13 protein-coding genes are annotated in these 13,631 nt (G+C 60.1%); 9 read left to right on the forward strand and 4 right to left on the reverse strand.

The window, feature by feature from the left end:
* Nucleotides 1-58: 58 nt before the first annotated feature.
* Nucleotides 59-379 carry a hypothetical protein gene (locus tag C8D82_RS21185; protein WP_165832982.1) on the reverse strand — a complete coding sequence of 107 codons (321 nt, stop codon included), beginning with the start codon at nt 377-379 and terminating at the stop codon, nt 59-61.
* Nucleotides 328-525: a hypothetical protein gene (locus tag C8D82_RS09665; RefSeq protein ID WP_116884076.1), complete on the reverse strand. Its 198-nt coding sequence runs from the start codon at nt 523-525 to the stop codon at nt 328-330. Before C8D82_RS09665 ends, C8D82_RS21185 begins: the two co-directional genes overlap by 52 nt.
* A gap of 454 nt (nt 526-979) precedes the next feature.
* Here C8D82_RS09665 and C8D82_RS09670 point away from each other — a divergent pair, with 454 nt between their 5' ends.
* The 9 genes from C8D82_RS09670 to C8D82_RS09710 are packed head-to-tail and all read left to right on the forward strand — an operon-like array spanning nt 980 to nt 12,227.
* A complete protein-coding gene (locus C8D82_RS09670) occupies nt 980-1,969 on the forward strand; it encodes an ABC transporter substrate-binding protein (RefSeq protein ID WP_116884077.1) in 990 nt (329 codons plus the stop codon).
* A gap of 19 nt (nt 1,970-1,988) precedes the next feature.
* The gene (locus tag C8D82_RS09675; RefSeq protein WP_116884078.1) at nt 1,989-3,047 is read left to right on the forward strand and encodes an ABC transporter permease; all 1,059 of its coding nucleotides are present in this window, start codon (nt 1,989-1,991) and stop codon (nt 3,045-3,047) included.
* Between the two features lie 2 nt (nt 3,048-3,049).
* Nucleotides 3,050-3,937 carry an ABC transporter ATP-binding protein gene (locus C8D82_RS09680; protein WP_116884079.1) on the forward strand — a complete coding sequence of 296 codons (888 nt, stop codon included), beginning with the start codon at nt 3,050-3,052 and terminating at the stop codon, nt 3,935-3,937.
* Nucleotides 3,938-3,954: 17 nt separating this feature from the next.
* Nucleotides 3,955-4,674 carry an urea amidolyase associated protein UAAP1 gene (locus tag C8D82_RS09685; protein ID WP_116884080.1) on the forward strand — a complete coding sequence of 240 codons (720 nt, stop codon included), beginning with the start codon at nt 3,955-3,957 and terminating at the stop codon, nt 4,672-4,674.
* A gap of 16 nt (nt 4,675-4,690) precedes the next feature.
* Nucleotides 4,691-5,347: an urea amidolyase associated protein UAAP2 gene (locus C8D82_RS09690; protein WP_116884081.1), complete on the forward strand. Its 657-nt coding sequence runs from the start codon at nt 4,691-4,693 to the stop codon at nt 5,345-5,347.
* The gene (locus tag C8D82_RS09695) at nt 5,344-5,997 is read left to right on the forward strand and encodes a DUF1989 domain-containing protein (RefSeq protein WP_116884082.1); all 654 of its coding nucleotides are present in this window, start codon (nt 5,344-5,346) and stop codon (nt 5,995-5,997) included. The genes C8D82_RS09690 and C8D82_RS09695 overlap by 4 nt, the downstream gene beginning before the upstream one ends.
* A 7-nt stretch (nt 5,998-6,004) precedes the next feature.
* Nucleotides 6,005-9,604, forward strand: coding sequence for an urea carboxylase (gene uca / locus C8D82_RS09700; RefSeq protein WP_116884083.1), 3,600 nt, complete (start codon nt 6,005-6,007; stop codon nt 9,602-9,604).
* 39 nt (nt 9,605-9,643) lie between these two features.
* Nucleotides 9,644-11,392: an allophanate hydrolase gene (gene atzF / locus C8D82_RS09705; protein ID WP_116884084.1), complete on the forward strand. Its 1,749-nt coding sequence runs from the start codon at nt 9,644-9,646 to the stop codon at nt 11,390-11,392.
* The gene (locus C8D82_RS09710; RefSeq protein WP_207776107.1) at nt 11,370-12,227 is read left to right on the forward strand and encodes an alpha/beta hydrolase; all 858 of its coding nucleotides are present in this window, start codon (nt 11,370-11,372) and stop codon (nt 12,225-12,227) included. The genes atzF and C8D82_RS09710 overlap by 23 nt, the downstream gene beginning before the upstream one ends.
* A 535-nt stretch (nt 12,228-12,762) precedes the next feature.
* On the opposite strand, the gene C8D82_RS09715 is transcribed toward C8D82_RS09710, so the two are convergent.
* Nucleotides 12,763-13,278, reverse strand: coding sequence for a sigma-70 family RNA polymerase sigma factor (locus tag C8D82_RS09715; protein WP_116884085.1), 516 nt, complete (start codon nt 13,276-13,278; stop codon nt 12,763-12,765).
* Nucleotides 13,279-13,294: 16 nt separating this feature from the next.
* Nucleotides 13,295-13,573, reverse strand: coding sequence for a thermonuclease family protein (locus C8D82_RS09720; protein WP_116884086.1), 279 nt, complete (start codon nt 13,571-13,573; stop codon nt 13,295-13,297).
* Nucleotides 13,574-13,631 lie beyond the last annotated feature (58 nt).

Here is a 13,631-nt window from a genome sequence, read left to right on the forward strand (position 1 = left end):
AATGAAACGGTTCGTTTTCATCATCTCCTTTCCGACGATAATGAATTTCGTCATGATATCAAAGAAAACCAAAGCCGATGACTCGGCTTTCGCCATGCACGGGAGCAATCAGCGCGCGAAACAGAATCTCCTGCTCAATGACGGAATCATCGCTGCCGGTTCTGCGGAAACAGACTTTCCAGACCAGTGTTTTCAGAACCGGAGTTTTCAATTCCCCGCGATATTCAAAAGAGTGGATGGTTCCCAGCGTGTTCTGCAGCTGCAGGAACGATTGCGAGAATGCTTCTGGTGTAAATTCCTTCTGAAGATTTTCCGCGAGGACCTCTTTCAGCAGTTCATATTTTTTTCCTGAAAGGCTCTCAGCACGGCATCTGCGCATTGAAGCGCGGCGCTCCGGTCATATTCCCCGCCGGAAGCGGGATTTTTTTCTGGTTCCGCCGGGATTTGAACACACCCGGCAACAAAGACGGCCGCTGTCAGAAGCACCGCCTGAAATCGGGCAATTCGGATGATCTGCTTTTTCATAGGGGCTCCTTCGGTGTCGCTGCATTAATCTCTACTATTTTGATCGATTTTGTAAAATACATCATATATGCATATTTTCAAGTTTTAAAATCTAAAAATATCTATTTTTTTAATATTCACAATTAAAAAGGTAGCGTTTATAATCAAGGCCTCCTCTTTCCGAATCTCATTTCGAATCGCTCATGTATTCTTCTGAAAACTCAAGCTGTCTTCGTCTGCGTCAGCCGAACCGGACGATATCTCCCGGCATCACCTTCGTCATTATTTACCGTTTCTTTCACAATTCTGTAATGCAGGAAGCATTCCCTGAACAAATTTGTTCAGGCCGGGCGCTTCTCTTCCGCCGGTTCACGCTCATTTTGCCGGCTGGCACGGAATTTGCTTTATCGGATGGCACGGGAGTCCGATATGTTTCATCACTCCCGCAGCAATCTTTAAGCAAGGAGAGTATGACATGAAATGGTTCAGACATTTTCTACTGACGGCGACGGCCGTGGTCGCGGCCGCCGTCTCCGCCGCCGATAAACCGGTATTGCGCATCGGCTACAGCGACTGGCCGGGCTGGACCGCCTGGGAGATCGCTGACAAGAAGGGGTTTTTCGCAAAGCACGGCGTCGATGTGAAGCTGGAATGGTTCGAATACGGCCCGCAGATGGATGCGTTCGCCGTGGGACGGATCGATGCGGCAGGCATCTCCAACGGCGATGCGATGGTGCTCAACGCCTCCGGCGCACGCAACATCATCATCATGATCAACGATTACTCCAACGGCAATGACAAGATCGTCGGCGCGCCCGGCATCGGTTCGATCAGAGAACTGAAAGGCAGGAAAGTCGGCGTTGAGATCGGCTGCCTGAGCCACATGCTGCTGATGAACGCGCTCGCGAAGAACGGCATGACGGAAAAAGACGTGACGCTGGTCAACATGCCGACCCACCAGGCGGCGCAGACTCTCGCCTCCGGCGACGTTGCGGCGATCGTCGCGTGGCAGCCGAATTCCGGGGCGGCGCTCGAACTGGTCAAAGGCTCCCGGGAACTTTACACCAGCGCCGACGAACCCGGCATCATCTACGACACGCTGGCGGTTTCGGCGGAGAGTTTGCTGAAACACCGAGCCGAGTGGAGCAAGGTCGTCGCGGCGTGGTATGACGTAATCGACTACCTGAACGATCCGGCCAACCGGGACGAAGCGATGAAAATCCTGGCCGCGCGGGTCGGCGTGACGCCGGAAAAATATGCGACCTATATGAAAGGGACCCGGTTTCTGACCGCCGGCGAAGCGATGAAAATCTTCCGCAAGGCGGACGGTTTCGGTTCGGTCTACGGCTCCAGCGCGATTACAGACAAGTTCTTCGTCGACAACAAAATCTATAAAGAGAACGTAAACATCCCCCGCTGCATCGACCCGAGTTTCACCCGGGCGTACCTGAAGGGGAGGAAATAACCGGTTCGGGGAGGCGATTATGACTTTGCGGCAAGGATGCTTCGCCATCCGCAAAAAACTGACCCGGCGACAGGAAGGGACGCTTCTGGTGCTGTCGTTCGTGCTGCCGCTCGCATTGTGGGCGGCGGTCAGCTACACTCCCTTCCTCTATCATCCGGACATGCGGATCACGGATGCGGGCGACAGCCTGCTCTGCGCGCCCGGCGACCGGATCGACCGTTCGGGGTTCGAGCGGGAAAACAAGGCGATTCTCGAAAACGGCGGCGTCCCGATGCGGGGCGTCCGGGCCAATCCGGCCTGGCTGCCCGCGCCGCACGAGGTGGCGGCCGCGCTGGTGACCGCATTCAAGACGCCGCCGCGGCGCGACGGGGAGCCGTGGTTCCATCAGAGCATCGCGCACAGCATCCGGGTGGTGTTCCTCGGATTCCTGCTGTCGTCGCTGCTGGGAGTGCCGCTCGGCATCCTGTGCGGGGCGTTCCCGTTCTTCGAGCGGCTGTTCGAGCCGGTGGTGGAATTCATCCGCTACTTTCCGGCCCCGGTTTTCGCGACTCTGGCGGTCGCAATTCTCGGGATCAACGATGCGCCGAAGGTCGCGATCATCGTGATCGGCACCTTTTTCCAACAGCTGCCGATGATCGCCAATACCACGCGGCAGGCCGATCCGGCGCTGATCGAAGCGGCCCAGACGCTCGGAGCAGGCCGCAAGCGCATCCTGATGCGGGTGGTCATCCCGTCGGTGCTGCCGAAACTCTACAAGGACATGCGCATCCTGCTCGGCTGGGCGTGGACCTATCTGATCGTCGCGGAGGTGGTCGGCACCACGACCGGCATCAGCTGGTTCATCACCCAGCAGGCCAAATACCGGAATTTCGCGAACGTCTACGCGGCGATCGTGATCATCGGCTGCATCGGCCTTGCCTGCGACATGTTCCTCGCGTGGTTCGCAAAACAGATTTTTCCGTGGGAGGCCGGCTGCCGGACCCGGCTCTACCGGATCTTCGCGGAGGTCTTCGGTCCCCGCGACCAGGTGTTCAGCTTCACCCTGAAAAAACATTCGCCGGAAAACGTGGAGGAGTAATCATGGAACCATTACCCGACTACAAGCAAATGACTCCCGAGGTGCGCGACCGTTTCGTCCGGCTGAAGCGGCGCCCGGTAATCATGGAGGGAATCCGCGTATGCAAGGAGTTCCCCGCCTCTGACGGCCCCCGGACGGTCCTGAAGGATGTCAGTTTCCGGCTGCATCACCGCGAATTTCTTTCGATCATCGGTCCCTCCGGCTGCGGCAAATCGACGCTGATCCGGATCCTGGCCGGACTTGAAACCGCGACTTCCGGCGAAATCCTGCTGGACGGCAAAGCGGTCACGAAACCGGGCGCGGAACGCGGAATGGTGTTTCAGAAATACACCCTGTTCCCGTGGCTGACGGTCTGCCGGAACGTGATGTTCGGCCTTGAAACCGCCGGTTACAGCCGCGACGGCGCCGAAAACATGGCGCTGCAATGGCTGGACATCATCGGTCTGGAAAAATATGCGGACTACTACCCCGGCCAGCTTTCCGGCGGCATGCAGCAGCGCGTCGCGATCGCCCGCGCCCTTGCGCCCCAGCCGCGGGTGCTGCTGATGGACGAACCCTTCGGCGCACTGGATGCGCAGACCCGCGCCCAGATGCAGAACTACCTGCTGGAGGTCTGGCACAACATCGACATCACGGTCATTTTCGTGACCCACGACCTCGACGAGGCAGTCTATCTGTCGGACCGGATTCTGGCGTTGAAAGCGAATCCGGGCGAGGTCAACGAAGTGATCGAAGTGCCGGTCCCCCGGCCGCGCGCCCCGGACATGCTGCTGTCGCCGGAGTTTCAGGCGACGCGACGCCACATCGACGAACTGATCAACCCGAACCGCCGGGCGCAGAAGCCCGACTTCAAAATCATCAATATGGTCGGAACCAGAAACTACCTGTAAGGAAGGAGAATTTTATCATGGAAAACAATCTTGTTCTGCTCACCGAAACCGTAATCGACGGCGGCTGGAATTATTCCCGGATCGTGAAGCGCGGCCAGCTGCTGCGCCTGACCGATCTGGAAGGCGGAGCCAACGTATCGGCGATGTTCTACAACGCCGGAAACTTTTCCGAACGGTTCAATCTCGGCGATACGCTGAAAATCCAGCACATCTGCCGCCTGACGAAACACTGCTGCATCTACTCCGACATGGGACGCATCCTGATGAGCGTGCCGGAAGACACCTGCGGCTGGCACGACATGCTCTGCGGCTGCACCCATGCCGCGCTGATCGAGAAGCGGTTCGGCAAAAAGGAGTATCAGGAAGCGCACAATGAATTCTACCGCAACGGTTACGATTCTCTGCTCGTCGAACTGGGCAAACACGGCATGACCAAGCGGGACGTGACCGAAATCATCAACTTTTTCAGCAAGGTCACGGTCGATGAAAAAGGGGCGATGACCTTCGTGCCGGGCAATTCTCCGGCGGGAAGCCATGTAGACCTGCGGGCCGAGATGGATACGCTGGTGGTGCTTGATACCGGCATGCATCCGCTGAGTCCGGCGACCGAATATCCGCGCAAGCCGGTCAGAGCGGCGCTCTATGCGTGCGAACCCGGCCGCAAAGACGATCCGTGCTTCACCTGGTGCCCGGAAAACGAACGCGGATTCGCCGCCACCTCGCTCTACAACCTGTAATCCGGAGGACGCAATCATGGTTACCCGATATCTGGAAAGCCCCCGCAAGGAAGCCGACGCCGTCCACGTCGAAATCGTAAAGGCCGGAACCGGCTGGATGTATCCGGTCCGGAAAGGACAGATTCTGCGGATCGTCGACATCAACGGCAATCAGGCGGTCGACACCATTTTCTACAACGCCGACAATACCGCCGAACGTTACAGCGTACAGCAGACCGTGCAGCACCAGCGGAACGCGCTGGTCGGCGTCGGCACCGACCTGATGAGCAGCGAGGATCGCGTGATGCTGACGGTGGTGGCCGACACCTGCGGCGACCACGACACGCTCGGCAGCGCCTGCTCGTGCGAGAGCAACATGATCCGCTACGGTTTCGGCCACCGCTACCAGCACGCCTGCCGCGAAAGTTTCCTCGCCCGGCTGCTGGCGCACGGGATGGACAAGCGCGATCAGGTCAACAACCTGAATTTCTTCATGTACGTGCCGCTGGACGAGCGGGGCAATCTGAATTTCGCCGACGGCATCTCCTCGCCGGGCAAGTACATCGAACTCGAAGCGAAGATGAACGTGCTGGTGCTGGTCTCCAACTGTCCGCAGTTGAACAATCCCTGCAACGGCTATGATCCCACTCCGGTCAAGATGATCGTGTGGGACCCGGAAGGAGGCTGCCGATGAATCCGAAACTCAAAGCGGTGGAACGCGATCCGGCCGAGGCCGTCTGCTCCGCCGTGGTCAAGGCCGGAACCGGCTGGCTGCATGAGGTCCGGGCCGGACAGATCCTGCGGATCGTCGACCTGTGCGGCAACCAGTCGGCGGATGTGCTGCTCTACAATGCGCACGACACCGCCGAGCGTTACAATGTGAACAACACCATTGCGGCGCAGCGCAGCACGCTGATCGAGCTCGGCACCGAACTGCGTTCCAACGACGACAATGTGATGTTCACGGTCGTGGCCGATACCTGCGGTGAGCACGACACGCTCGGCAGCGGCTGTTCGGCGGAGGGCAATGCAATCCGCTACACCGACCGCACCCGCTTCATGCACAGCTGCCGCGACACCTTCGTGCGCCACTTTTCGGACATGCCCGGCATGAGCAAGCGCGACCAGACCTGCAACCTGAACTTCTTCACCAAAGTTCAGCTCGGCACGACGGGGAGCCTCGAATTTGTGGACGGCATCTCCGGCCCGGGCAAATACGTGGATCTCGAAGCGAAGATGGACGTGCTGGTGCTGCTCTCCAACTGTGCGCAGCTGAACAATCCCTGCAACGACTACAACCCGACTCCGGTGCAAATGCTCATCTGGGACGCCGAGAAAGGATAAGTGTTTTATGTTCAAGAAAGTACTGATCGCAAACCGCGGCGAAATCGCCTGCCGGATCATCCGGACGCTCAGGGAGATGAAGATCGGTTCGGTCGCGGTCTACTCCGATATCGATGAAACCGCCGCGCACGTGCTGGCCGCCGACGAGGCGGTCCGGCTCGGTCCGGCTCCGGCCGCCGAAAGCTACCTCAACATTCCGGCGATTCTCGCCGCCGCGCGGGAAACCGGGGCCGAAGCGATTCATCCCGGCTACGGTTTCCTGAGTGAAAACGCCGATTTCGCCCGGCAGTGCGAAGCGGCCGGAATCGTTTTCATCGGCCCCACGCCGGAACAGCTGGTCGACTTCGGGCTGAAGCACCGGGCGCGGGAACTGGCGCAGCGGTTCGAGGTGCCGCTGGTTCCGGGAAGCGGCCTGCTGCCGACTGCCGAAGCTGCGCTCGAAGCCGCCCGCGGAATCGGTTATCCGGTGATGCTCAAAAGTACGGCGGGCGGAGGCGGCATCGGCATGTGCGTGTGCCGTTCCGACGCGGAACTGGCCGCCGGTTTCGAACGGATCGGCCGGCTGAGCCGCAATAACTTCAAGGACTCCGGGCTGTTCGTCGAGAAGTACGTCGAATGTTCCCGGCATATCGAAGTGCAGTTGTTCGGGGACGGGCGGGGTCACGTCGCGATTCTCGGAGAACGCGACTGTTCCACCCAGCGCCGCAACCAGAAGGTGATTGAGGAGACGCCCGCGCCGGGCCTGCCGGAAGCGACCCGGGCCGCGCTGCACGCCGCCGCCCGCCGCCTCGGTGAAGGGGTCGCCTACCGTTCCGCCGGTACGGTCGAATTCATCTACGACTGCCGGACGGGCGACTTTTATTTCCTCGAAGTCAACACCCGGCTTCAGGTAGAACACGGCGTGACTGAAGCGGTTTTCGGCATCGACCTCGTGAAATGGATGATTCTGGAGGCGGCCGGAAACGTTCCTTTCGTTCCCGGGGAGTGTTTTACGCCCTCCGGCGCGGCGATGGAGTTCCGAATCTACGCAGAGGACCCCGGCAGGAACTACCAGCCGTCGAGCGGCCTTGTGACCGCCGCCGATTTTCCGGACGGAATCCGTTGCGACAGGTGGATCGAAACCGGCTCCGAAGTCAGTGCATGGTACGATCCGCTGCTCGCCAAACTGATCGTGCACGGCCGCGACCGCGCCGACGTGATCGCGAAGTCCGAACGGGCGCTGGCCGCCAGCCGTGTCGCCGGATTTGAAACCAATCTGCTGCTGCTGCGCGATGTGCTGAAGCTGGAAAAATTCCGTTCCGGGGAGGTTTCGACCGCCCTGTTGCGGGAGTTCGCCTATGCCGCGCCGACTTTTGAGGTTCTCGCACCGGGCGCGCAGACCACGGTGCAGGATTATCCCGGCCGCCTCGGCTGCTGGGATGTCGGCGTGCCGCCGTCGGGCCCGATGGACGATTACCACTTCCGGCTCGCCAACCGCATCGTCGGGAATGCCGAAAACGCTCCGGGGCTGGAAATGACCCTCTCCGGCGCAACGCTGCGGTTCAACTGCAAGACGCTGATCGCCGTGACGGGCGGCGATTTTCCGCTGAAACTGAACAACATGCCGGTCGAACGCAACCGTCCCTGCGAAGTGCATCCGGGCGATGTGCTGAAGATCGGCGTCACCCGCTGCGGCCAGCGCTGCAACCTCGCCGTGCGCGGCGGCATCGACGTGCCGGAATATCTCGGCAGCCGTTCGACCTTCACGCTCGGCCGTTTCGGCGGTCACGGCGGCCGCGCCCTCGCGGCGGGCGATGTGCTCCACATCGGGGGGATGACCGCGGGGGAACCGCTGACGCCCCCGGCCGCTTCGCTGCCCGAATTCGGCAGCCGCTGGGAGATCGCGGTCCTGTACGGGCCGCACGGCGCGCCGGACTACCTGACCCCGGAAGATGTGAAAACCTTCTTCGATGCGGAGTGGGAGGTGCATTACAACTCCTCGCGCACCGGCGTCCGGCTGATCGGCCCCCATTTTGAATGGGCGCGTCCCGATGGCGGCGAAGCCGGGCTGCACCCCTCCAACCTGCACGACAACGCCTATGCGGTCGGTACGCTGGATTTCACCGGCGACATGCCGGTAATCCTCGGCAACGACGGTCCGAGCCTCGGCGGTTTCGTCTGTCCGGTCACGGTCATCGGCGCCGAACTCTGGAAGGTCGGCCTGCTCCGCAGCGGCGACCGGGTCCGGTTCGTTCCGGTTTCGGTTGAATATGCGGCGCGCCTGCGCGAGTACCGCGAAGCCGTGCTGGCCGATCCCGCTGCCGCCTGGCCGCCGCCGCCGGTTCCTGAGCCGGTCGAGCCGGTCACTCCGGTCGTCGCCGAATTCGGCGGCGGCGATGAGATGGAGCGCATCGTCTGCCGCCAGGACGGGGATGCGTATCTGCTGCTGGAATTCGGCCCGCCGGTGATCGACCTGCGGCTCCGGTTCAAAGTTCACGCCTGGATGCTGAGGCTCGGTGAGCTGCACCATCCTGCCCTGATCGACCTGACGCCCGGAATCCGCTCTTTGCAACTTCACTTCGACCCGGCGAAACTGCCGCAGCGGGAGCTGCTGGAACTGCTTGCCGGCCTTGCGGAAGAACTGAAGAACAACCGGATCACCCGTGTCCCGGCCCGGATCGTACATCTGCCGCTGTCATGGGACGATCCCGCCACCCGGCTCGCCATTGAAAAATACGTCAGCACGGTCCGTCCCGGTGCGCCGTGGTGCTGTCCGAACAACATCGAATTCATCCGCCGCATCAACGGGCTGGACTCGGTTGACGAAGTGTATGAGACCGTGTTCAACGCCCGCTATCTGGTGATGGGACTCGGCGACGTCTACCTCGGCGCGCCGGTCGCGACCCCGCTCGATCCGCGCCGCCGCCTCGTGACGACCAAATACAATCCGGCCCGCACCTGGACGCCAGAAAACGCGGTCGGGATCGGCGGCGCCTACATGTGCGTCTACGGCATGGAGGGGCCCGGCGGCTATCAGTTCGTCGGGCGCACCGTACAGATGTGGAACCGGTTTCGCGTCACTCCGGAATTTGAAGCGGGCAAGCCGTGGCTGCTGCGTTTCTTCGACCAGGTCCGTTTCTATCCGGTCGGGCCGGACGAGCTGATGAGGATGCGCCGGGAGTTCATCGCCGGCAAATTCCATTTGAAGATCGAACCGACGGTTTTCGACATCGGAGAGTACGAAGCGTTTCTGCATGACAACGCCGCATCGATCCACGCCTTCGAAGCCCGCCGCAGGCAGGCTTTCGAGGAGGAAAAACAGCGTTGGATCGCCAACGGCCAGCTCACTTTCGAGACCCATTCCGGCGATGTCGTCGACGCCGCGCCCGAAGCCGTCCTGAAAGCCGGTGAAGAAGGCGTTTACGCCCCTGTCGCCGGAAGCATCTGGAAGCTGAATGTCGCCGCTCCCGGCACCCGCGTCAAGGCAGGCGAACCACTCGCCGTGATGGAGAGCATGAAAACCGAAATCGCGATTCCCGCAGAGACCGACTGCACAGTCACTCAGATCTTCTGCGCCGCCGCTACCGAAGTCAAAAGCGGCCAATGCCTTTTCGCCGTCACCGTATGATTCTTCCTTGGAAACCGCATTGCATAAAGGCACTTGAACATGCTGACGATCAAAAACTTATTACATCAGTACCGCACCGGGCGGACAACAGTGCGCCGCCGCCTGACCGAACTGTACCGGGCCGCCTCCGAAGCGCCTGCCGGAATCTGGATCAGCCTGATTCCCGAAGCGCAGCTGGAACAATATCTCGCCCGGCTGGAACGGTTGTCGCCGGACTCGCTGCCGCTTTACGGCATCCCGTTCGCAGTCAAAGACAACATCGACCTTGCCGGGATTCCGACCACGGCGGCCTGTCCGGCCTACGCCTACACTCCGGAGCGGTCGGCGCGGGTGGTCGAACTCCTGGTCGAAGCCGGCGCCGTTCCGCTCGGCAAAACCAATATGGACCAGTTCGCGACCGGGCTGGTCGGGGTACGCTCGCCGTATGGCGTGACCCCGAACCGGCTTGCTCCCGGTTATGTGGCGGGCGGTTCGAGCAGCGGCTCGGCGGCGGCGCTGACGCACGGACTGTGCAGCTTTTCGCTCGGCACCGACACCGCCGGTTCCGGACGGATTCCGGCGGCGTTCAATGAACTGGTCGGCGTCAAGCCGAGCCGGGGACTTCTGAGTACCCGCGGCGTGGTTCCGGCCTGCCGCACCCTCGACTGCGTATCGATCTTCGCATTGACGCTTGAAGATGCCGAAATTCTGCTGGAGGTCACCGTAAAATTCGATCCGAAAGACGCTTACAGCCGTGCCGCTCCGAAAGTGAATCCCCTGCCGCGCCGCTGGAAATTCGGTGTGCCGCGCGACGAAGAACTTGAGTTCTTCGGGAACCGCGCCTACCGCGACGCATTTTCCCGCGCGGTGCGGCGGATGGAAGCGGCAGGCGGCAAAAGGGTGACGATCGACTTCGCGCCGTTTCTGGCCGCTGCGCGTCTGCTCTACGAAGGACCGTGGGTATTCGAGCGTTACGCGGCGGTCGGCGGATTCATCGAGAGCCATCCCGGCGCGGCGCTTCCGGTGATCGAAACGATCATCACGCCCGGACATACGCCGCATCCGTCGGAGGTGTTCCGGGGAATGTACCGGCTGCAGGAGTGCAAGGCGAAGGCCGACGCGGAATTGGCGAAGGTTGACCTGCTCCTGACTCCGACAGCCGGAACCATCTACCGGATCGGCGAAGTCGAAGCCGATCCGATCCGGCTCAACAGCAATCTCGGGTACTATACCAACTACATGAATCTGCTGGACTATGCCGCCCTTGCAATTCCGGCGGCGCGGGCCGGCAAACTGCCGTTCGGCGTGACGCTGGTCGGCAGGGCGTTCGACGACGGCAGGCTGCTGGAGGCGGCGCGGCGCTTCCGGCTGGCGGAACCGTACACCGTCGCGGTCTGCGGCGCGCACCTCGCCGGCATGCCGCTCCACTCGGAACTGGAGGAGCTTGGCGCCCGTTTTCTGGGAAGCGCCGAAACCGCTCCCCGCTACCGGATGTACGCGCTGGAAAAAGGTTCCGTGCCGAAACCGGCGCTGTTGCGAACGGAAAAAGACGGAACTTCATTTTACGTTGAACTTTACGAACTGTCCGAAAATGCTTTCGCCCGGTTCGCCGCCCGCATTCCGCCTCCGCTCGGCCTCGGCATGCTGGAACTCCGGGACGGCTCCCGCGTCCCCGGCTTCATCGGCGAGGCCGTGGCGGCGGAGTGCGGCCGCGACATCTCCGGCTTCGCCGACTGGCGCGCCTATACCAGAACTTGTACGAAATCAGAATGGAAAGCGGACTCCCATGCAGAAACGAATGCCGTTTGAAAGATGTGCCGGAATGACCGGACTCGATCGGAAGTTGACCGGAACCGAACTTGACGCCGCCTACGACAACACCGGTGCGGTCGCCGACAGCGCCCGGCTGCTCGCCGGGTTCGACGAACGCAGCCGCCTTCTGGCCGAACGCCGTCCGGAACGTCTCGACCTGCGGTACGGCGTGCGCGAACGCCAGCGGATCGATTACTTTGCAAGCAGTGCCGTGAATGCGCCGCTTCTGGTTTTCATCCACGGCGGCTACTGGCAAATGCGGTGCAAGGAGACCTTCCGTTTTCTGGCGGCGGGACCGCTGCGGCACGGCATCCACGTCGCCCTGCCGGGTTACACGCTCGCGCCGGACCAGACGCTGACCGGCATCGTCGCGGAAATCCGCGACTCCCTGCGCTGGCTGCGGGAGCACGCCGCAGCGTGGGGAGCCGACTGCAGCCGGATCGTGGTCGCCGGCTGGTCGGCGGGCGGACATCTCGCCGCAATGATGTCTGACGAGGCGGGGGTGGTCGGCGTTCTCGCCGTCAGTGGTATTTTCGACCTGGAACCGATCTCCCGATGCAGCCTGAATGAAAAACTCCGGCTGACGCCGGAAGAAATCACGGGGCTGAGTCCGCAGCATCGTCCCCTTTCCCGGCGTCCGTTGATCGCGGCCTGCGGTTCTGCCGAATTACCGGAGCTGCTGCGTCAAAGCTGGGATTTTGCGCGGCTTCGCGCGGCTGCGGCGCTGCCCGGCGGCGCTTTCACGCTTCCCGGGCACAACCACTTCACAATCCTGCATGAACTGGAAGCCCCGGAAGGCAAGCTTACAGCAGCTCTGCTGAGCCTGGTTTAACCGTTTTGAGCAGGGGGAAATCTAAGAAGCCCGGCCGGTCGCGGCCCGGTTGTCAGGCTATTGCTTGAAGGAATTTGCCCCAGCGTAATTAATCGCGGTTATCGCCATACTTTTTTGAAAGCAGGCAACGAACAGCCACATAACGGCATGTGCGTTACTTCGTTCCTGCTTATGCCGCGGGTAAGTTTCGCCGGATTCCCGAAAAACGTCCTTTTACCAATATTGAGCTGCTTGTTATCATTTTGATCGTCGCGATTCCGGTAGTCTGAAAAATGGAATTTATGGCTGGGGGGACAGCGCCGCCGAGCTTCTGTCTGAAGAATACGGCAACCAGCGTTCCCCGAATCACAGCGAACATAAATTCAGGCTATTATACTATTTTAATTGACGCGTCTGGAAACGTCCAGCCTTAAGCTAGTCAGGCGTTCCCTGCAACGATGACAATGCTGCAGGTGCAACCGGCAGAAAATGCGACGAAACCATGACATGACATGATTCCGGTATTGGTCAAGCTCGAATATGGTATAGTGCATGGTTATTCCTCCTCCCGCAATTGGCTGACGATTTTTCGAAGTTTGGCAAGCGCCCGGCTCTTGGCGACATAAACCATATTGACCGGGATTTTCAGGAATTTCGCCACTTTTTCCGGGGATTCTCCTTTGACCGCATAAAACTCAAACGCCTGAAAGGTGGAATCTTCCAGTTGAAGTTTCAGCTGCTTCATCGCCAACGTCAGGATATGTTGCCGCCACTCCTCCTGCCAGCGGTCATGGTCATAGGCTTCCAACTCCACTGCTTCGCAATCGACCTCATTTTTGCGCCGCTGACGAATGATGTTCAGCGCACAATGATAAATCATCACCCCGAGGTAATCCCGGAATTTTCCCTTGGAACGGTCATAGACGAAACTTTTACTTCGGTCAAAAAAACGCAGCATGACCGACTGAACCAGCTCGTTGATTTCGGCAACATTGAGCTTGTAGTCCCGTCCACGCACCACGATCAGCGGACGATAGGTTTTATAGAACTCATTTGGTTTGTTTTCTAAAATTTGTCTGAATGATTATTTATTTCTCTCTTGAAAGACGTTGTTTTTCAAGGTTAGCAGATTTGCGCTCTTCCGGGTTTCCGCTTCTCAGTTCGGGAGTATTGATGCCACGGAGACGGATGGAAATATTCTTTCCGGCGATGGCGGAATGTTCGTCGATGTCACAGGCGAAGGTATCGCCGTCGATGACGCGCAAAAGGCGGGAGACTTTGACGTCGGGATAAAGTTTATCCTGTGGATGAGTGGCGCATCCGGCCAGCAGCAGAATTCCGAACAGCAGAAGTAATGTTCTTTTCATTGGTTTCGTCTCCTTTGTCATCTTATGCCGGAATTTATCGGCAATCTTACGCGGCAGA

It is taken from the genome of Victivallis vadensis (assembly GCF_003096415.1).
In the GTDB taxonomy this organism is placed as follows: domain Bacteria; phylum Verrucomicrobiota; class Lentisphaeria; order Victivallales; family Victivallaceae; genus Victivallis; species Victivallis vadensis.